Below are 19,454 nucleotides of genomic sequence, written 5' to 3'. Positions count from 1 at the left end.
GAGAACCACGCTCACAGTCTTTTCCGGGGTGAGGCGCGCCGCATCCCGGGTCGATTTCCCCCTAAAGGCGTAACACGCTCACGGCAGACGCCACCTGACGACCCTTTGGAAATGAAGCGGAGGCCCGTCTCTCGCGGCCCTGTGCACCTGCCCCGCGCCGCCATGTCGTGCGACGCGCCACCCCCTGGTCCCCGGGTGCGGTGGCCTCTCCACGCCACTCTTCCCGGTGAGCGCCTTGCAGCGTTTGGGGGAGTTGCGCGGCGTGGCTGTGGGTGTCATCGAGGTTGGTCCGGGCGTGGAGTACGTCGGCTGTCTCAGGTGCCGGTGAGGGATGCTGTGCATGCGGGGTGCCCGGGTGTACCCTCACCGGCTTCAGCCGCGCTGCCGTCGTGTGTCGTCGTGTGTCGTCGACCGGAATCGGCCGCGGCGGTTGGCCCGTGACGGCGGCTTCGGAGCCCTCGACTTGGGAAGTTCAGGTTGTCTACGAGTGGTTGCTGAGCCGACCTGCGGTGGAGCGGCAACAGGACTTGTGCGGTCGGCGGTCTGGTCCCCGTCATTCCCGTGGTTCCCGCACGCGTCCGGCATGGGCGCGACCTTCTGGTCTGTGCGCCCGCCGTGCCGGTGACCACCGTTTCAGGAGTCCGATACGAGGTGCTGGACTGCAACGCGTGCTCTGGCGTGAGCACTCAGACGGTCGTGCCGGTTGCGGGAGGGGCGACCGAGTGGGAAGCGGCCACTGGGGCAGTGCGCGCTTGCAGGATTCCTTCGACGCCGTGCAGGAAAGTCTCGGAGATCAGTCGCGGATCGAAGAGGCAGCCGGCTGCCATCGCGCCGTCCCTGAGCATGACGAACTGTCGGCCGGCGGCGTCGGCGGCCGCATCGCCGGTCTGTGCCAGCAGGTCCGTGACGGTGTTCAGGAACCACTGTCGGTGAGCCAGGACTGCTTGGTGGACCGGGTGGGCGGGATCGGGGTACTCGGCCACCGCGTTGAGGAACGCACAGCCACGGAATCCGGGGGACTGGATGCCTTCGACGATGGACCTGCTGACGGCCCGGACCCGGTCGGCTGCCGACCGGGTGCTCGCCTGGGCAGTGGCCACTTGTCCCCGGATCGCCCGGTCGGCCTGTTGCAGGTAGGCGAGGATGAGTTCTTCCTTGCCCGAGAAGTGCCGGTACAGCGTGGCCCGGGTCACCTGCGCCTCCGCGGTGATCCGGTCGATGCCGACGGAGTGGATCCCCTCCGCGTAGAAGATCTTGGTTGCCGTGCTGAGCAGCCGCGATCGCGCTTCGGAGGTGCTGCCGCCCTCTGTGCTCCGCCTCATGCCGCCCAGCGTACCAAGCCGATGAGGGAGAACGTTCGGTATTGACAGCGGCCGTGCCGGTCCTCTTGAGTGTGCATGAGACCGAACGTTCTCCCTCATGATGGGCGGCGCCTCCATGGCTCTCCGACGCAAGATCGTTTTATCGGGTGTCCCCCCGGCCACCGCGGCCGGTTTCATGACCGCGTTGCCGGCCGCCGCCTCTCAGCCGTCCCCGGCAGCCGCCACCGGCACGAAGCCTGCCGGTGACAGGCCGACCGTGGTGCTGGTCCACGGCGCCTACGCCGACTCCTCCCGTGGGAACGGCTTGATCGAGCGGCTCCGGCACGACGGTCATCCCGTGCGTGCCGCCGCACATCCGCTGCGCGGCCTGCCGACGGACACCGCCACGGTCACTGGCCTGATCGAGAAAGCGGACCACAGCACGCGATGACCCAGCCGTCACGCATCACTTCGCTGCCACTGAAAGGCTCTCCCATGGACACCCTCGCCACCACCACCGCCTCCACCAGCGTTCCCGCGGCCCTGCGCAAGCTGTACTTCCTGCGCTTCGCGTTCGCCACCGTGTGGGCCGTCCTGCTGTTCGCGACCGCTTCCACACTGGGTCCGCTGAGTGTGACACTGCTGGTGATCTACCCCCTGTTCGATGTGGCGGCCGCGGTCGTCGATGTCCGCTCCGCCAAGGCGAACGGCGGTGGGGCCGCCGGCCTGTACGCGAACATCGTGATCAGCTCGCTGGCAGGCATCGGTCTGGCGGTCGCCGCCTCGACCGGCATCCCGGCCGTCCTGCGGGTGTGGGGAGTCTGGGCCATCACCGCAGGGCTCGTTCAACTCATCGTGGGTGCCGTTCGCCGGCAACTCGGCGGGCAGTGGCCGATGATCGCCAGCGGTGCCCTCTCCACTGCCGCGGGCACGTCGTTCTTCGCACAGGCCGGCACCGACGACGTCTCGCTCGGAGGTCTCGCCGGCTACGCCTTTCTCGGAGGCGTCTTCTTCCTCATCTCCGCACTCCGCCTGAACCGCGCCCGCGCCCGCAAGGGGGCATGACCTGGCGGTGGCCGTGATTCCCCTCCCCGGTCAAGGGCGGACCGGGTCGGATCCGGCCGAGGCCGATCTCCACCGGGAGACGAGTACTCGACGGGCAGGAACTGCAGGAGGTGGCCGGAGCCGTCACCGAGCGCGAGGAATTCTGGTCCGACCTCTTGCAGCACCCCACGGGCGACCGCGTTTACGCGGAGGTCTTCCTCGACGAGCACCTGGACGCCCGGGTCCTGGAACGGACGGACGAGGCGCACGACACCGGGTGCCCACGGCATCGAGGAGCACCTGTCGCCCAAGGGCCGCCAGGGCACCCCCGGTACAGAGGCCCTCTCCTGAAGGGTGTCCGTCAGGCGTGTCAGGCGCCGGTCGTCCTGTCCACCAGCGCGCTGTACGTCAACTGCAGCGCGTCCGCGCCCGCCAGCGCGGCGAGCGCCCCCATGGCGGTGCGGGTGGCGCGCGGCCAGAGCAGTTGGCCGGCGGTGAGGGTCGAGGCCACCCAGACGCTCATGCAGAACGGGCAGGTCACCAGCTCACCGACGGTGTCCTTGCCCCCTCCGGACCGGGCCTCCTCGTGCAGTTCGGCCGGCCCCTGGGGGCCCTGGAACGTGGTGAAGGGCGCGCGCAGCGGACTGGTCACCGACGCCTTGCTCAGCAGCCGGCTGAGCCGGAAGGTCGCCACCGCGGTCAGCGCCACGTCCCAGGGCAGGGGCCGCTCCGGCAGCGGACGTCCCCGCCTCTTCACCACCGTCGCCCACCCCACCGTGTAGGCGCCGAAAACCGCCATGGCCGCCGCGTAACCACGCAGGGGGCGCTCCTCACCGGCTCCGTAAGTGCGCTCGGTGTGTCGCAGCCGTCGCCCGAGACGGCCCGCGAAACGGCTGTCAGTCGCTGCGTCCATGGCCCCTGTCCTCTTCCGTCCCCGCACCTGTTCCCGTCCCCGCACCTGTTCCCGTGCCCTCACCCATCCCCGCCGGCTCCTCGTCCGTCCGTCTCCCGGCCGGACGGCCCCTCTGTCCCGTACCCGCGGCGCAGGCTGACCTCCACATGCCCGTCGACGACGCGGGCGTCGAAGGCGGGCTGGGGCGCGGTGGCGGGACCCTGGACGTTCCAGCCGTCCGAGAGCCGGAAGACGCTGCCGTGCCAGGGACAGCGGACGCACCCGTCGGCGACCGTGCCCTCCGACAGCGGCCCCGCCAGATGACTGCACCGCTCGGCCAGCGCATGGAAGGTCCCGCCGATTTCGCGCACCACCAGCACCGGTACGTCGTCCACGGCGCGTCGCACGGGCTCGCCGGCGGGAAACTCGTCCACGGTGCCGATCCGGTGCCAGCCCTCGCTGACGACGTGCGGCACCTCCTCGGCGTGGTTGGCACCGGACGCCTGCCGGTAGGCCAGGTGGCCGCCCAGCATCCCTCCGAGGCCGACCGCGGTCAGCCCGAGGAAGCCGTACGTCCGGCCCGCGCCGCTCCTCCCGGTGAGGCGGCACAGGAGGGACGCGCCGTACAGACCCACGGCCGCCGCGTTGGCCACGGCGTGCACCAGGCCCACCCGGGTCTGCTGACGACGCAGCTCGGCCCAGTCGACCGCGCCCGCCAGCGCGGCGGGACCGGCCGCCGCCAGCCCGACGCCCACCAGGAGGCCTGCCTCGCGGGAACGGCCGGGCAGCAGGTCGAGTACCGCGGCGGACATCCAGCTGCCGATCGGCACCTGCACCATCAGAGGGTGCACGGGATGGCCGAGCCACCTGCCGTGCAGCGCGTCCCGCGCCCGGCCGAGCGGCAGCGCCCGCACTTTCCCGGTCAGCACGTCGATCGCCGTGTCCGCCCTGGGATCACGCTCCAGGGCGTCCAGCAGCCACAGCATCCGGTTCTGGCCCATACGGCGGCGACCTGGCTTTTCGCTCATGGACGCAGGGTCCCCCCGGGGGCGAGGGACAAACAGCCGCTCCGCGGCCGGCACTGTGCGTGCCCGCGGAGCAACGTCCTCGCCGTCACCGAACTGGCCCGGGCGGCGGTCGCGGCCATGCGGGAACGCGGGCGTGGCATCCTGGTCCACGTGGTCTCGCAGCCGGCTTTCGCCGGGTCTCTGCCACCACGGCCGCTGCCCCAGCGCGCGGTGTACGGCGGCAGGAAGGGATACGTGGTCACCTTCACCCGTACCCTCGCCGCCGAACCGGCCGGCACACCTCTGCGCGTCCGGGTGCCCTGCCCCGGCCCGACCGCCACCGAGTTCCACCGCTCGCGCGGTGAGGAGCCGGTCCGGGGCCGTGAACAGAGGGTGCACGAGGACGGCGGAATGCCGATGGGCCAGGTCATCCACGCTTCGCCGGCCGGGCCGGACGCCGGAGAGGTGGTGTGTGTACCGGGGCTCCGGGATTCCGCGACGATCGAGGGGCCGGCAGAGAAGGGCCGGCAGAGGCCGAACGGGCCGTCCGCGAGGCGGCTCGCCGGGGGAGGAGCCGACCGGCGCGGCGGGGCCCGCTGTTCTGCCCGGTCCTCCGCGCCTCACGGCCCGCCCCCCAGGACGGCCGGAGCCGGCGGCGGTCCGCCTTGTGATACCCGACCTGTCGGCGGGAAAGAGGCACTATGGCCCATGGAGGCGCATGTGGCGCGTAAGTGGATCGGACTGGCAGAGGTACTGGCAGCGGCGGAGGCGGCCGCGCCGGTGCGCTCCCTCGACGTGGTGGCGCGCGACCTGCGGGACCGGTTCGGGGCACGATCCGTGTCGTTCCTGTTCCTCGACATCGTCGGCCGACGCCTGCTCCGGGTGAGTGAGGAGACGGTGGCGCGCGAGGAGCGTCACCCGACTCGGGTTCCGCTCACCGGCAGCCTCTACGACGAGGTCCTGCGCACCCAGCGGCTGGTGCGGGCCCCGGAGGCCGGGCGGGGCGAACGGGTGCTCGCCCCGGTCACCAATCGCGGCGACACGATAGGGGTCCTGGAACTGTTCCTCGACCACGCGGCGCCGGAGGTGCTGGACCAGGTCGAGGAGGCGGCACACGCGCTGGCGTACATCATCCTCACCGATCGCCGGTTCACCGACCTCTACCACTGGGGCAACCGCACCACCTCTGTCACCCTGGCCGCCGAGATCCAGCGCCAGCTCCTCCCTTCGGCTCCCTCCTGCGAGGCCGCGGAGTTCGCCCTCGCCGGCGCCCTGGTCCCCGCCGACGACATCGCGGGCGACACCTACGACTACAGCCTCGACCACGACACCCTGCACCTGTCCATCACCGACGCCATGGGCCACGACGTGGACGCCTCCCTCATGGCCACCCTCCTGATCAACGCCTCCCGCGGCGCCCGCCGCGCCGGAACCGATCTCGCCGAACAGGCCAGGCAGACCCATCAGGCCCTCCTCGACCACGGCCGGCGCACCTTCGCCACCGGCCAGCTGCTGCGCATCGCCCTGGACGGGAGCGGCGCCCAGCTCGTCAACGCGGGACACCTCTGGCCGCTCCGGCTGCGTGACGGCGAGGTCGAGGAGGTCCGGCTGCACATCAACATGCCTTTCGGTGTCGTCGCCCAGGGCCCCTACCGGGTGCAGGACATCGATCTGCGTCCCGGGGACCGCCTCGTGCTCTACACCGACGGCATGCAGGAGCGCCAGGCGGAAGCCGTGGACCTGCCCGCCCTCATCCGTGCCACCACCGCCGAGCACCCTCGGGAGGCGGTGCGCGCCATGGTCGCCGCGGTCGCCGAAGCCTGCCACGGCCATGTGAAGGACGACGCCACCGTCCTGTGCCTGGACTGGTACGGCCCGCATGCCGAAGGCCGCTACGCGAACGCCGGCGCCGACATCCGGCCCGGCCGGTAGGTCGGGCGGATGCCTGGGTGACCGTCGGGCGCGGCGCACCGAACGGTCTTGTGGCCGATGCTGCGGCGCGTCTCCCCGGACGGCGAGGAACCGGCCAGCCGGGTCGAAGAGGAACACCAAGCCGTCAACGACCTGCTCGCACGCGTGGAGAAGGACAAGGAGGACTCCCGGTGCGAGGCGTTGACCGAGGAGGCGTTCCGCTGCGTGAGGGAGGACATCGGGGATGAGGAGGACGTCCTCCTGCCCCACCTGCGCGCAGCACTGGACGACCGGCAGCTCCGCCGCGCCGGCGCGGCCTGGGAGACCATGCGGATGACCGCCCCCACGCATCCGCATCCGGCCGTTTCCCGCCGCCCGCCCGCCCGGCCATGCTCTTGCGGGCGTTCCGCTGAGCGGCTTCGACCGGCTGCGCGACCTGTTCGCGGTGAACAGCTCCTCGGGGCGGCGCGCGGTGCCGGCACTGGGCGCCGCCCTCGCCGCCACCGGGGCGGTGACCGTCGGGGCGAGGCGCTCGGCCCGCCGCCGCTGACCACCGCGACCGCCTCACGTTCCGGGCGGACGACCGCTCGGAGCATCTCAGGACTACCGGGCGTCCACCGGCCTGCCCAGGTACGGGGCGACGAGGTGGCGGTAGCCCGCGGAGGGGGGCAGTCCCAGTTCCCTGCGCAGCCGCCGCCGGAAGGACTCGAAGTGCCGCAGCGCCTCCGCGGTGTTCCCCTCGCTCAGATGCACGGCGGTGACCTCCCGGTGCGCGCTCTCCCGCAAGGGCTCGGCCTCCACGGCCGTCATGGCGTAGATCAGGGCCTCGCACATGCGGCCGTCGCGGCGGTGATGGCGGCTGACGGCTTCGAGCGCGTGCAGCCGGGCCTGGTGGAAGTGCTCGCGGGCGTCCAGGAGCCAGTCGTCACACCATGCCGGCAACAGGTCCTCGCGCAACTGCGAGGGGATCTCCGGACCGGGAGTGTCGTCACGCATCCCGCTGGCGAGGCCGACGGCGTAACGTGTCGCCGCCTGCAGGTCGATGTCCACGTGCTCGGCGAGGGACAGGCGACTGGAGTCGAGGTCCGCCACCAGTTGCCGGTCGCTGCGCCGGGACAGCCGCCACAGCGCCGAGCGAAGGCCGGCGGCGGCGCGGGCCCGCGGCAGGCCGGGCCAGAGCAGCTCGGCGGCCTGCTCACGACTGCCGCCCTGCCGGTGCAGGGCGAGGTAGACCAGCAGCCTCTGCGCCGTCGGCGGCACGTAGACCGCCCGTCCGTCGACATGGAGGGTGAAGCAGCCGAGCAGCCGCAGAGTCGCGCACGACGACCGTACGGGTGTGGTGTCCGGGTCCTGATCCATCGCTTGCACCGGAAATCGTGTGGCGGGTGTCGGCACGGCCTCCTCGCTCACCGAGACCCTCCGGCGGACCAGGGGCGTCGGGTGAGGCGTCCATGCCGGTCGTGGCACGAGGCTGCACTTCCAACCTCCGGACTTTCCAAGGTAACCGGTGACGGCTCCGCCGGACGACTCCCCTCCACCGGCCCCGGCCCCGATGGCGAGCCGCGCCGCCGTCCGCGGTACGCGCGCCCCCGCGCTTTGTGTGCTCCCGCGTCACCCCGGCGTCACCGGAGCCATTCCACCGCGCCACGGGGCGCCGAGCCCGGCCCGGACGGTCGCACAGCGTGGCCCGAGCGGTCGGGGAAGAGCCTGCCCCGCCCCGGGACCCCGGCCCCTGGGCCCCGCCCCACGGCTGCTCGCCATGGGACCCCGCCCGGCCCCGGTACGTCGGCGGAGACGGAGCGGTGACAGACCGCGCCTAGCGTCGCTGCCGCGATCCGGCGACCGGACCCCGCCCTCCGGCGGGGCCCGCTCGCACCGCGAACGACTCACACGAGGAGCGGCGATGTACACCCACACACAGCGCCTGCAGTTCGAGGCCGCACCGGAGAAGCCCGACCCCGTCTACGCGCACAAGCTCCAGGAGCTGGTCGGCGGTGCGTACGGCGAGATGTCCGTGATGATGCAGTACCTGTTCCAGGGCTGGAACTGCCGCATGAAGGGCAAGTACAAAGACCTCATCATGGACATCGCCACCGAGGAGATCGGCCACGTCGAGATGCTGGCCACCATGGTCGCCCGGCTCCTCGAAGGCGCACCGGCCACTGCCACCACCAAGATGGCCACCAGCGACCCCGCGGTCGGCGCCGTCCTCGGCGGCATGGACCCGCAGCAGGCGATCATCGCCGGCGGTGCGGCCCTGCCCGCCGACAGCAACGGCTACCCGTGGAACGGCCGTTACGCCATCGCCAGCGGCAACCTGCTGGCCGACTTCTATGCCAACGTGGCCGCCGAGGCGCAGAGCCGGCTGCAGACCGCCCGCCTCTACCGCATGACCGACGACCCCGGTGTCAAGGACATGTTGAAGTTCAACCTTGCCCGGGACACCGTCCACCAGAACCAGTGGCTGGCCGCGATCGAGCAGCTCCGGGAGGACGGACTGGAGGGCGTCGTCGTCCCCGGCGGACTGGAGGAGGAAGAGTACCGCCAGCACGCGCAGGAGCTGTGGCACCTCTCGGACGGCACGGAGTCCGACGCCGGCCTGTGGGCCACCGGGCCCGCACCCGACGGAGAGCACGAACTGTCCGTGCTGACCAACCCCCAGCCGCTCGGCGGCAAGGGCATGGCACCTCCGCCGGACCCCCGGCTGTACGCCACCTACGACGGCAGCCGCGGCGAACCGAAGGGACCCGTCCTGGGCACCGAGACCGGCGTCAAGGGAAAGATCAAGGACGCGCTCACCCCCGACGAGTGACCGCCGGCCCTCGCAGGGACGCCCGTCCCTTCCACGGTGCGGTGGCCGACCCCGGCCACCGCACCTACCTCTTCCCCCCCATACGGTGGCCGCCCACCCCGGCCGCCGTGCCCGCCCCTCCCCTCCCCCCACTGCGGAGCAGCGATCATGGCTTCCACCGTTCCCGCCGCCCACCGCCCAGTACCGCATCAGCCGGGCCGCCGCGCCCTGAGCCGATCCATCCTGAGCCGTTCCGCCCTGAGCCGTTCCGTCTTGAGCCGTTCCGCCCTGACGGCCTTGTACCTCGCCGCCGCCCTGACCGGCCTGGCTCTCGGGACGGACACAACGGTGACCCTCACCTCGTTCGGCCTGCTCGCCGTGGTCGTCTGGCGCATCACCGCTCTGCACCGGTACGCCGGCGGCGCCGGCCGCGGGCGACGCGGTCCCGCCGATCCCGCGCGCCCCGACAGCACGGGGAAGACCGGACGTCATGCTTGACCCGCGAACCTACCGCGACGTTCCCGCAGCCACCTTGAGTCCACCCGCGAACACGGCCGAGGCCCCCGCGCCCCCGCCCGCCGCCGGGCCGGAACGCGCGCCGGAAGGAGCGCCGGACCCCGGGGCCCGGGCGGGACGACGGTCCGGGTTCCGTGCCGCGGCGGCCATGCTCGGCCCCTCGCTCGTCGTGTCGGTCGCCTACATGGACCCCGGCAACTTCGCCACGAACATGACCGCGGGCAGCCGGTACGGGCCGATGCTGCTCTGGGTCATCGCCCTCGCCAACATCATGGCCGTCTTCGTCCAGTACCTCGCGTGCAAACTGGGCGTCGCCACCGGTCGGGACCTGCCCCGGCTGTGCCGGGAGCGCGCCCCTCGTCCGGTCGCCTACGGCCTGTGGGCACAGGCCGAGCTCGTCGCCATGGCGACCGACCTCGCCGAGTTCGTCGGAGGAGCCGTCGCGCTGCACCTGCTGTTCGGCATGCCCTTGCTGCCCGCGGCCTTCGTCGTGGCGGGCGTCTCCCTCCTGCTGCTCACCCTCGCCCCGGAGGGACGCCGCCGGTTCGAGATCGTCACGGCCGCTCTGCTGCTGGTGATCCTGGTCGGCTTCGCCTACCAGGCCGTCGTGGCCGGCTCCTGGAGCGAGGCCATGACGGGGATGCGGCCCCGCCTCGAAGGCACCGAGAGCCTGCTGCTGACCACCGGCATCATCGGCGCCACCGTCATGCCGCACGTGATCTACCTGCACTCCTCCCTCAGCCGCGTGCCTTCCACGGAACCCCTCACGCGCAAAGTCCGCGAGCTGCGCGCCCATCGCACGGCGATCGTCCTCGCCCTCGGGCTGGCCGGGCTGGTGAACGCCGCCATGCTCGTCCTCGCGGCGAACACCCTGCACGGAAGCGGACCGGCCGAGGAGACACTCGACGGATTCCATCAAGGGCTCGGCCAGGTGCTCGGTCCCGGAGCAGCCGTGGCCTTCGCGCTCGCGCTGCTGGCCTCGGGACTCGCCTCGGCCGGTGTGGGCACCTTCGCGGGACAGGTCATCATGCGCGGGTTCCTGCGCCGGCAGGTTCCCCTGACCCTGCGCCGGCTGATCACCATGGCACCGCCTCTGGCCGTACTCGCCCTGGGGGCCGACCCGACCCAGGCCCTGGTCCTCAGCCAGGTGGTCCTGTCCTTCGGCATCCCCTTCGCGTTGGTGCCACTGCTTTTGTTCACCGCCCGGCGGACGGTCATGGGTCCCCTGGCGAACAAGCGGACGACCACGGTCGCCGCGGTCGTCGTCTGCGCCGTCATCGCCGGTCTGAATCTCTTCCTCGTCGGCCGGGCACTGCTGGGGCCATGAGCCGTCCGTCCCCGCCCGCTCCGCGGCAGACGCACCACGACCGGCGGCAATCACGCCGGCACCGGTGCTCGACACCGGAAACCACAGGACGCCGAGCAAGACGCCCTTTTTGTGAGCGACGTGAACGCGACGTGCCCGAGGTGTGACCGGGGGGCACTGCAAAGGGGCCTCGCGATGTGAGACCCCTGGTCCTGGGGTGCCCACACTTGTCCCAGAAGGCGCTCCGGGTGAGGACTCGACTTCTGCTGGGGGCACGGAACCCCGAAATTGGCCTGGATAACAAACCCCAGGCGCCTGACCTGGGGTTTTATTGTGGAGCGGGTGACGAGAATCGAACTCGCGCTCTCGGCCTGGGAAGCTTGGGTGCTTCCGGGGCAGGAACCTTGTTGACCTGCGTGGGAACGGCGCCGGTGCCCGATGGCCACGGACTTCGTTCCCCGGCGTTCTCCTGGTTCCCCGCACGAGCCGGCACGGGCCTGGCACGGCTTGCGGCTGTATGGCGCGTGTCACAGGTGACGGAGGCCCATCTCGGTCATGCCGCCGCCTGTGAGGTTGGGGGCCAGCAGGGGCACCCAGAAGACGGCGATCGCGAGCGCGAGCGAGGTGAGGCCGACGGCCCGGGCGACAAGACGACCCCGCGGCAAGCGTTTCTCTGCGGTGACGATGGCGGCCAGGCCCGCCATGGCCCAAAGATTCATCACACCGAACGCCGTGAGCAGCAGCATCAAGGACCAGCAGCATCCCAGGCAGAACGCGCCGTGATGCGCTCCGGCACGCAGGTGGCGCGAGGGGCCGCGGTACGACGCGTAGCGCAGCAACAGGCCGATCGGTGAGCGGCACTTGGTGAGACAGAAATCCTTGAGGGCAGTGAGCTGGTAGACACCGTTGACGGCGAAAACGGCGGCGGCCGCCACCGTCCCTGCCGTGGGATGTGTGGTTGCGACGTGCGTCGCGCCGACGGCCAAGGCGTATGCCGGCAGCCCGGCGGCGGCCCAGACCAGCACGTAGCCGGCGGTGAACGCGATCATGCGCGGCGCCCGGTGAACGGGGGCCGTCCGCGCGTACAACGAGGCGACAGGTGCCGTGGCCGGCAGCATCATCGCGGTCATCATGATCGTCCATGTGCCTATGAAGGCGGGCAGTTGCCCGGCCATGGTCCGGGACCCCATGTCCCCCCAGCGCAGTGCCACCCACGCCCAGGCTGCGGCCGCCGTGAGCAGCACCGGCCCGCAGTAGCTCGCGCTGTGCCGGGCTGTGATCGTCGTCCTGGTCACGCCGACCATGAGAAGGGCGCCGAGTGTGCGTTGCGGCCGGTGAAGTCCCATGAGCGGCCGTGTACGCCGTCGCCGACGGCCCGCGTCGATCGGGCGATCGTCAACGTGCTGTTCGCCGGGTGGAACATGCCGGTCAGCCCCATCACGGGACCGTCCTCGCCGAACTGTGGGGCCACCTGATCCTCGATCTCGATGTCGATGGCGTTCGCCACCTGCACCGTGTGACGGCGACCGTCGTCGTGGAAGTCGATGGAAACGCGTTCGACGCCGAGGACCTCGCCGATGAGGGGGACGAGCGCCGCCATCGGTCCGCCCACCTGCCCGGAGAAGACCTTGCCCAGCGCGTCCGCCTGGCTGTCGTCGGCCGAGGCGTCGACGTACAGCACGACCTGCCAGCCTCCGTCGGCCATCACGCGGGGCGCGTCGGCGAAGACAACGACGCTGTGGTCCGCCACGTCCACGCCGTCGACCTCACCCCGTGCGACGTGGAACGCGAGAGTCACCTGGCAGCGCTCGTTGTCGGCGGGTGCGGTCAGACCTGAGGTGGTGCACGGACACACGGTGTCGCAGTTGCAGCTCTCAAGATATGTACCGTTCACATTCCAAGCCATCTTTGTACTCCTGCCTGGTTCACACGCCTGTCGGTGATGCGAAGCGGTGCCCAGCCAACGGAGCGAAAGGCCTGATGCGAGCGCCGACCTTGTGCGGCGCCTCGGCCTCATGAGGAAAAACGGGGCCGTGGACGCGCGTCGCGCGCCCGCTCGGCCACAAGATCGACACCAGGAAAGCTCCTTGGCCCGAACGGCCGCCCGGGTACTTCCCAGGCTAGTCCCGCACCCGCACACCATGCCCGTCACGCCTTCCTGCACGGCCTCCGGCGGCGGCAGGCGCAGGTGTACGAGATCGTTGCCCTGATTTCCTTCAGATCGTTCGCGACCATGACCTGTGCGAGGCGCCCGGCGGCCGCCACGACCTCGGGCCACGCTCGCGGGCGAGGTGCTCCTCGTCGGTGTCGTTGGGTGCGTCGGCCGACGCCGCGTCGAGTACGGTGCCGAGCCGGTCGCGATGGTCCCGGTGCTCCGGCTCTCCGCACGCGATGTGCCCGGCCTTGCCTTCCCCGCCGGCACCGACCTGCTGCAGATCCTGTGGTGCCCGCTCATCCACCACGACGCCCATGGGCAAGGCGTCCGGATTGTGCCGGTCGACGCGGAGCTGACGACCCAGCAGGCCGCCGACATGCTGAACGTGTCCCGTCCGTACTTGATCGGCCTGCTTGGGTCCGGCGAGATCCCTTAGTGCTCCTCGATGAGGTGGACCGGAACATCGCGCGGGACTACGACATCGCTTCCGAGGCTCTGGCGCCTCGGAGGGCTCTCATGAACAGGGGCCGTACGCGACTGCTCGGTCACGGGCTTCGAGCCTCTCATCAAGGGGCTCGAGCTGCCCGACATGGACGACAGGCACGTGCTGGCTGCGGCCATCCAGGCGGGTGCCCAAGTGATCGTTACGAACAACCCTTGACGGCTGACTTGGTTGCCGAAAGCGCTGTTGGAACGGGACGGTAACCTCTCGAATCTCGCATCATTTCTCTACGCTTGCCACGTTTCGCCGGTGACGTGGGAGGATTCTTCTGCCGTTCTCCCAGGGGGGAATTGAACGGGAGTCGAGTGATCGTTTTCGTGGTAGAGTTTCAATGAATTCACAGGACGCCGCGAAAAAAGGGGAATGGCGTGAATACCGAGAAGGTCACGGCTCGACGTCTTACGGCCGAAGAGGTTTCGGAGTTGAGCCTCCAGGACGGAATCTTCGTCTCGGCAGAGATGGATGGCCTTCCTCTCGACTGCTATGCCCCGGCTTCCCTTACGGAGCCGGGTAAGAATTTTGAGGGAGGGTCCTTCACCGCGAGGACGATATTCGGTCAGGAAATCCGCGTTCTCCCGGACAATGCCGAAGAGCCCGGGATCTGGGTCGCCGACAAGGCAGGGGAAGAAATCGAGGTTCTTCAGAATGCCGGCGTCCTCCTGAATCTCGCCCTCTTCGTGCCCAACGGGAACAAGGAATCTCTGGAGTCGCTCTACTCCGCCGCCCGGGACGCCTTCGGCGCGGGGATCGTCCAGCGCTGGAGTGAGGAAGTCGTCACGGTGCCGGATGTCAAGGTCGACTTGTTCGAGGAGCCGGCCCGGGCGAGGAAGAACGCGAGCAGCCAGAACCGCGACCGCCGCGCCTTGGACATCTACCCGACCCGAGTGCGATTCATGGAGCCCAGCGATGGCTGGAGGTTCATTGTCGAACCGCACAAAGAGGTCGTCGATGAGACACCGACGATCTGACCTGATGGCAGGTTAGCCCCGGTCTTTCGCGGGAGCCCGTCAGCTTGCTGACGGGCTCTTCGAAGTGCCCTGGGCGGAGGCCGGCCCTTTGACGTCTGAGCCTCAGCCGAAGAACGTCAGCCACGACGGCGGTTGCGTCGATCGACCAGGTGCGCGTGTGTCTCGCTGCACTCCCACCGGTCTCAGCCACGTTGTCGGATGCAGTCGGACCAGTCCTTCGGCGGCGGGCCTGAGTGGCACACAGCTCCGGAGGGCCCTTCGCGTCACGGGAAAGCCGCAGGTCACAGCCGCAAACCCAGCCCACCGTAACCAAGCCGTCCACAACTGGTCCACGGCCTGGCGGTGACGACCGCGCCAGGCCGGGCCGAGAGCTCAGAGCAAGTACCAGTAGTTGCCTCCAGCGACACCCACGGCAACAGCCAGGAGGGTGAGGAAGGCCGGCGAGACCGACACGGACATGGACAAGTTGAAGTGCTTGCCGACGGTCACGCGCACATATCGGGGCGTGCTCACGGGATGGGCTCCAGGGCTGGCCGGGCCATCCTGGCTCCCGTTGACAGACATGTCATGCTGGTGGTTCATGGGTAAACCCCTTCGTGGTGGGGCGTCGCCGCTCTCGCGGCCTAGGAACCTGATGACGGCGACGCCCCCGCCCACCCCTACCGCCTGTGCAGAAGAGGACATAAAAGGGGCCCCACCTTGGCAAGCCATGGTGGGGCCCCTTAACGCTACTGAGACGGTAGCGAGTTACCGGCTGGTAGGTCAACTAGCCTTTTAACAGGGGAAGTTGGCGTCGCTCGCAGCCTGTGCTTTGGCAGCGGACGCAAGTGCCTCGGAGCTCCGTGCTGCAAGCGTTCGGCGGTTACAGCGCGATCGCCTCGTCATGCAGTATCGACTGCGTGGCTATCGCGGCCCGGCAGCCTGGCCGGTCGGCCACTGAGGCTGCTGAGGGGCCCGACCGCGGCACGCCCGAGCCCTCACAGCAGCGTGATCGACTGATGCCGCGACGGCATCCCCATGAATTGCTCCACCTGCAGCCCCTCGACCGCACGTGCCATCACTGTTGGCCATATCGATGAAGCTCGGCAATCGCCGTCGGCGCGGACGAACTTCCGGGACGATGTCGATAGGTTGGCCGTACTTGGAGCAGGCCGGGGCATTGCTGGTCAATTGGCGCCCTCTAAACGGCGAGACCGCTTCGTCTTGGGCGCCGGATGGCTTCGACCAGCCTCCTGGCGTGCCGTCCGGGCCCTGTAGCCCGTACGTGCTTCTGCCCAGACGTCTGCCCCCCTGGTGCGCTGTGCCCGTCGTAGCGACGATGCGGACGTCGAATTTCCTGTGCCATGCAATGGCGTCAAACCCCTAGGCGGAAATCTTCGATCTTTTGGCGGATCACCTCACTAGGGTCGTTCCCGAAAGACCTGTCGGTCAGCATCTGCACAATGTCGGCATCAGTAAGAGCCACGATCATCTTGTTGTGTTGTATCCATTGTCTCTTAATTGCGTGGACTGCGGACTCCTGCGGATCTATGCGCGTCACGATTAAGGCGAATAGCCCAGTTCCATGCTCAGACAGATAATTGGCGACCTGGATGATCTCCTGTTTCTCGATTCCGCGTGTGTAATTTTTAGCGTCTGCAACTATATAGTCTGCGAAGTATTTATCTCTAATGAATTTCCAGAAGCCGGCGTCGGCGTAATTGGGGAGAATGAAGTCCCGCCGGTTCATCTCGGCATCGTCCAAGCTCTCCCATACGGGGGATTTCAAAGGGGGGCAGAATAGATATTCTGCGATGTCTCGGCATAGGCGCTGGTAGGCCGACCAGGTAGCTCGCCCGGCAGGCATCTTTATGAGCTTATCAATCAAGTCGAGGGCTTCGCTCTGTGGAGCGGCCTCGAAGTACTCTGGAGCGAGGAACCTGGATGCCTCGTCTTGCAGACCCGCGGCCACCGACCTCTGAGCGATCCATGCGCCATCCCATATTTCGATCCCGCTTTTTGTGAGTAGCTCCGCGCCCTTGTTTGCCAATACTCCAGGAGCTGCCACAACAAGGCGCTGCCTATGATCGTCATACTGTGCCGGCCGGGCAAGACCGCCGTAATGCTTCATCTGGTTTACGGCATCTTCAATGCGAAGGTTCGTCTGCGGTGATACGCGTTTGACCTCAATAATGAGAACGGCGTCCTGTGACTCGGCGATAATGTCCGCGCGAGCCCCTGGGCCCAAGAGAACGTCTTGCGATACGTTCCGGTGGCCGGTCTTAACGAGTAGCTGCATAAGGAAATGAGTGAATTCGAGCTCGCTGAAATCGGGGGCTCCGCCTTGAACTCGGAAGCCAAGGCGCTCCAACCAGGTCACCGCGTGCACCTTGCTGCCGCTGAACTCGGAGGGCTTGAGGGCACGTTCGTGGTCCCACCTGTGCGCCACTCCTGCAATCGCCTTCGCGTCATACTCCCTGCCCTCGTGCACGAGGACGTATGTACGGGCCTTGCTGTAGCCGTACTTCGCCAGGAAGGTCTCGCGCCCCAACTCGTCATACTCTGCGAGTGTGTTGAGCACAGACTGCCGTGTGATCGCTCCTCTGCGCATGACCGAAGAGTACGGCCTGGCACTGACAGAGGTGGATGCTCAGCCGATCACCTGAGGCTGAGAGACGCAGGCGGCCCCGCTCGGCCAGGGCCCGTCTTCAAAGGTCGTTAGTTCATGGATCATGGTGGGGCGATACGCCGCCATGAACTGACCGACTGTGAAGGGGAGTTGCTCGCTCCGCTGATACCGCGGGCCGCGACAGGCCGACCTCGCGTGGAGGACCGGCGGGTCATCAACGGCATGGTCTGCAAGATCCGCACCGGTATCCCGTGGCGTGACCTGCCCGAACGCTACGGACCGTGGCAGACGGTCTGCACCCGTTTCCGTCGCTACGCGCTGGACGGTGTGTTCACCCGGGCCCTGCAACAGATCCAGTCCCGGGCGGACGCCGCCGGGGACATCGACTGGCTCGTCCAGATCGACTCCACCATCGTCCGCGCCCACCAGCACGCCGCCGCCACCGGGCGAAAAGGGGGGCCCACCGGCCGGACGAACCGGACGATCACGCCCTCGGCCGATCCCGAGGAGGACTGACCACCAAAATCCACCCCGCCTGCGACGGCAAGGGCCGCCCCCTGGCCCTCCTCATCACACCCGGCCGGCGCCACGACAGCACCTGTGCCCAGACCCTGCTGGAACAAATCCGCGTCCCGCGCACCGGCCCCGGCCGGCCACGCCGCCGACCCGACCGGGTGATCGCGGACAAGGCCTACAGCTCCCGCGGCTGTCTGCGGCGACGCGGAATCGCGCACACCATCCCGGAGAAGATCGGCCAGCGGCGACACCGGCACCATCGCGGCAGCCGCGGCGGTCGGCCGCCTCGGTTCGGCCGGGAGATCTACCGCAGCCGCAACACCGTCGAACGCTGCTTCAACCTCCTCAAGGGCTTCCGCGGCATCGCCACCCGATACGAAAAGACCGCCACCTCCTACGAAGCGGTGGTCACACGCGCATCATTCCTGCTCTGGGCAAGATCCGTTGGAAGACGGACCCTGGTGCCGTGCCGGGCGTCGCGAGCCGGTGAACCTTTCCGGTCACGGCACTAGTAGTGCTTGGTCAGGTCGGGGTGGGTGAGGATATGTCGCGGTGGCAGGTGGGGCAGGCGCCGGTCCAGACCGCAAGGAGGGTCTGCAGTTCGCGGACGACTCGGTAGAGGCTCAGGCCGGCGCCTCGTCTTTTGGGGCTCGGGCCAGTCGTTGCAGGGTGCAGAACGCGTGCGCGACGGAGACGAGGGTGACGTGGTGGTGCCAGCCGGTCCAAGTGCGGCCCTCGAAGTGAGCCAGTCCCAGGGCCTGTTTCATCTCCCGGTAGTCGTGCTCGATGCGCCAGCGGAGTTTGGCGAGCCGGACCAGGGTGGTCAGTGGGGTGTCGACGGGCAGGTCGGACAGCCAGAACTGGACCGGTTCCGGTTCGGTGGCGGGCCACTCGGCCAGAAGCCAGCACTCCGGCAGCTGCGGGCCGTCGGTGGCCTGCCGGATCTCGCGCCCGGCAGGCCGGATCCGCAGGGCCACGAAGCGGGAGTACATCCGCTTGCGGCCGGAGCGCCCGGCGCCGGGCCGGGATCCCTCCCGCCACTGGACCGGCCGTGCGGCCTTCCGGCCCGCCGCGATGACCAGCTCTTTCACCGACTGGGACTTGTCCGGGTACTTCGCCACCGGCGGACGCCCGTTCCCGCTGTAGGGCGGGGTCACCGGCACGGCGTCGCCGGGCTGGGCCGAGAGCGTGGTGGAGATGCCCACGACATAGTGAAGGCCGCGGGCCTGCAGGCCGAGGCGGAACGCCGCCGCGTCGCCGTATCCGGCGTCCGCGACGGCCAGCGGCACCTCGATCCCCCACGAGCGGGTCTCATCGAGCATGTCCAGGGCCAGCTGCCACTTCTCCACATGCCCGATGTCGTCGGGAATGCCGCAGGCAGTGCGGCGGGCAACCTTGCCCGGGTCCGCCTTCACGGACCCGGGCGCCCAGGTCTCGGGCAGGAACAGCCGCCAGTCGACCGCCGCCGAGGCGTGGTCCGAGGCCAGGTGCAGCGAAACACCGACCTGGCAATTGGTGACCTTGCCCGCGGTGCCGGTGTACTGCCGCGACACACACGCCGAGGCATGGCCGTCCTTGAGGAAGCCGGTGTCGTCGAAGATCAGCGCCTTCGGCCGGATCGCCGCTTCCATCTTCCAGGCCAGCCGGGCCCGCACGTGCGCCGGATCCCACGGACTGGTCGTCACGAAATGGGCAAGAGCCTGCCGGTTCCCGTCCTCACCCAGCCGGGCCGCCATCGGCTCGACCGACTTGCGCTGCCCATCGGTGAGCAGACCCCGCAGATAGACCTGCCCCCACCGACGCTGATCATTACGCGCGAACGGCTCGAAGACCCCTGCCGCGAAGTCCTCCAACTCGCTACGCAAAGATGCAATTTCCTCCGGAGTCACACATCCTCAACGACACACCGGACCCACAGGACACGCACCATCAACGCC

17 protein-coding genes and 3 pseudogenes are annotated in these 19,454 nt (G+C 69.1%); 11 read left to right on the top strand and 9 right to left on the bottom strand.

The genetic code is table 11. The features are described from left to right. Positions 1-686: 686 nt before the first annotated feature. Complete coding sequence (locus ACIF80_RS18715) at positions 687-1,322, bottom strand: TetR/AcrR family transcriptional regulator (protein WP_399805824.1); 636 nt, start codon at positions 1,320-1,322, stop codon at positions 687-689. A gap of 115 nt (positions 1,323-1,437) precedes the next feature. On the opposite strand from ACIF80_RS18715, the gene ACIF80_RS18710 reads away from it, so the two are divergent. Further along, positions 1,438-1,752, top strand: coding sequence for a hypothetical protein (locus ACIF80_RS18710; protein ID WP_399805822.1), 315 nt, complete (start codon positions 1,438-1,440; stop codon positions 1,750-1,752). A gap of 44 nt (positions 1,753-1,796) precedes the next feature. After that, positions 1,797-2,366, top strand: coding sequence for a hypothetical protein (locus ACIF80_RS18705; RefSeq protein WP_399805820.1), 570 nt, complete (start codon positions 1,797-1,799; stop codon positions 2,364-2,366). 349 nt (positions 2,367-2,715) lie between these two features. Here ACIF80_RS18705 and ACIF80_RS18700 read toward each other — a convergent pair whose 3' ends face one another. Together ACIF80_RS18700 and ACIF80_RS18695 are read right to left on the bottom strand one after the other, a co-directional pair. Next, complete coding sequence (locus ACIF80_RS18700) at positions 2,716-3,258, bottom strand: DUF1360 domain-containing protein (protein ID WP_399805818.1); 543 nt, start codon at positions 3,256-3,258, stop codon at positions 2,716-2,718. Positions 3,259-3,317: 59 nt separating this feature from the next. Further along, positions 3,318-4,265, bottom strand: coding sequence for a Rieske 2Fe-2S domain-containing protein (locus ACIF80_RS18695; RefSeq protein WP_399805816.1), 948 nt, complete (start codon positions 4,263-4,265; stop codon positions 3,318-3,320). On the opposite strand from ACIF80_RS18695, the pseudogene ACIF80_RS18690 reads away from it, so the two are divergent. The 3 genes and pseudogenes from ACIF80_RS18690 to ACIF80_RS18680 form a co-directional block, all read left to right on the top strand. After that, positions 4,191-4,598: pseudogene (locus ACIF80_RS18690) on the top strand (SDR family NAD(P)-dependent oxidoreductase); the annotation flags it as partial. The gene ACIF80_RS18695 and the pseudogene ACIF80_RS18690 overlap by 75 nt on opposite strands. 354 nt (positions 4,599-4,952) lie before the next feature. Continuing rightward, entirely contained in the window at positions 4,953-6,176 is a 1,224-nt protein-coding gene (locus ACIF80_RS18685; protein WP_399806126.1) for a PP2C family protein-serine/threonine phosphatase, read from the top strand. A 57-nt stretch (positions 6,177-6,233) separates the two neighbouring features. Beyond that, positions 6,234-6,368, top strand: a pseudogene (locus ACIF80_RS18680) (hemerythrin domain-containing protein); the annotation flags it as partial. A gap of 390 nt (positions 6,369-6,758) precedes the next feature. Here ACIF80_RS18680 and ACIF80_RS18675 read toward each other — a convergent pair. Then, complete coding sequence (locus ACIF80_RS18675; protein ID WP_399805814.1) at positions 6,759-7,514, bottom strand: BTAD domain-containing putative transcriptional regulator; 756 nt, start codon at positions 7,512-7,514, stop codon at positions 6,759-6,761. A 544-nt stretch (positions 7,515-8,058) separates the two neighbouring features. Between ACIF80_RS18675 and ACIF80_RS18670 the strand changes: the two genes are divergently transcribed. From ACIF80_RS18670 to ACIF80_RS18660, 3 genes are all read left to right on the top strand, one after another. Beyond that, entirely contained in the window at positions 8,059-8,967 is a 909-nt protein-coding gene (locus ACIF80_RS18670) for a manganese catalase family protein (RefSeq protein ID WP_399805812.1), read from the top strand. Positions 8,968-9,219: 252 nt separating this feature from the next. Beyond that, entirely contained in the window at positions 9,220-9,444 is a 225-nt protein-coding gene (locus ACIF80_RS18665; protein ID WP_399805810.1) for a hypothetical protein, read from the top strand. Positions 9,445-9,478: 34 nt separating this feature from the next. Continuing rightward, entirely contained in the window at positions 9,479-10,789 is a 1,311-nt protein-coding gene (locus tag ACIF80_RS18660) for an Nramp family divalent metal transporter (RefSeq protein ID WP_399805808.1), read from the top strand. Between the two features lie 506 nt (positions 10,790-11,295). Here ACIF80_RS18660 and ACIF80_RS18655 read toward each other — a convergent pair. Beyond that, positions 11,296-12,063: a DUF2182 domain-containing protein gene (locus tag ACIF80_RS18655; RefSeq protein ID WP_399805806.1), complete on the bottom strand. Its 768-nt coding sequence runs from the start codon at positions 12,061-12,063 to the stop codon at positions 11,296-11,298. Beyond that, a complete protein-coding gene (locus ACIF80_RS18650) occupies positions 12,060-12,674 on the bottom strand; it encodes a DUF1326 domain-containing protein (protein WP_399805805.1) in 615 nt (204 codons plus the stop codon). Before ACIF80_RS18650 ends, ACIF80_RS18655 begins: the two co-directional genes overlap by 4 nt. 559 nt (positions 12,675-13,233) lie before the next feature. On the opposite strand from ACIF80_RS18650, the pseudogene ACIF80_RS18645 reads away from it, so the two are divergent. Continuing rightward, positions 13,234-13,356: pseudogene (locus ACIF80_RS18645) on the top strand (helix-turn-helix domain-containing protein); the annotation flags it as partial. A gap of 437 nt (positions 13,357-13,793) precedes the next feature. Next, positions 13,794-14,393: a hypothetical protein gene (locus ACIF80_RS18640; RefSeq protein WP_399805803.1), complete on the top strand. Its 600-nt coding sequence runs from the start codon at positions 13,794-13,796 to the stop codon at positions 14,391-14,393. 372 nt (positions 14,394-14,765) lie between these two features. Here the strand turns inward: ACIF80_RS18640 and ACIF80_RS18635 are convergent, their stop codons facing one another. Both ACIF80_RS18635 and ACIF80_RS18630 read right to left on the bottom strand, forming a co-directional pair. Then, on the bottom strand, positions 14,766-14,906 hold the full coding sequence (locus ACIF80_RS18635) for a hypothetical protein (RefSeq protein WP_399805801.1): 141 nt from the start codon (positions 14,904-14,906) through the stop codon (positions 14,766-14,768). An 841-nt stretch (positions 14,907-15,747) separates the two neighbouring features. Continuing rightward, a complete protein-coding gene (locus tag ACIF80_RS18630; RefSeq protein ID WP_399805799.1) occupies positions 15,748-16,983 on the bottom strand; it encodes a hypothetical protein in 1,236 nt (411 codons plus the stop codon). A 132-nt stretch (positions 16,984-17,115) separates the two neighbouring features. Between ACIF80_RS18630 and ACIF80_RS18625 the strand changes: the two genes are divergently transcribed. Further along, a protein-coding gene (locus tag ACIF80_RS18625; RefSeq protein WP_399806124.1) for an IS5 family transposase occupies positions 17,116-18,029 on the top strand; the annotation gives its coding sequence in 2 pieces (ribosomal slippage) (positions 17,116-17,482 and positions 17,482-18,029; 915 coding nt in all). Positions 18,030-18,140: 111 nt separating this feature from the next. Here ACIF80_RS18625 and ACIF80_RS18620 read toward each other — a convergent pair. Beyond that, a complete protein-coding gene (locus ACIF80_RS18620; RefSeq protein ID WP_399805797.1) occupies positions 18,141-19,406 on the bottom strand; it encodes an IS701 family transposase in 1,266 nt (421 codons plus the stop codon). Positions 19,407-19,454: the final 48 nt, after the last annotated feature.

The sequence above is a fragment of the Streptomyces sp. NPDC085927 genome (assembly GCF_044540975.1).
Classification (GTDB): domain Bacteria; phylum Actinomycetota; class Actinomycetes; order Streptomycetales; family Streptomycetaceae; genus Streptomyces; species Streptomyces hirsutus.
The sequence above is the reverse complement of the archived record's forward strand: the minus strand, read 5'-3'. Positions and strand labels throughout refer to the sequence as shown.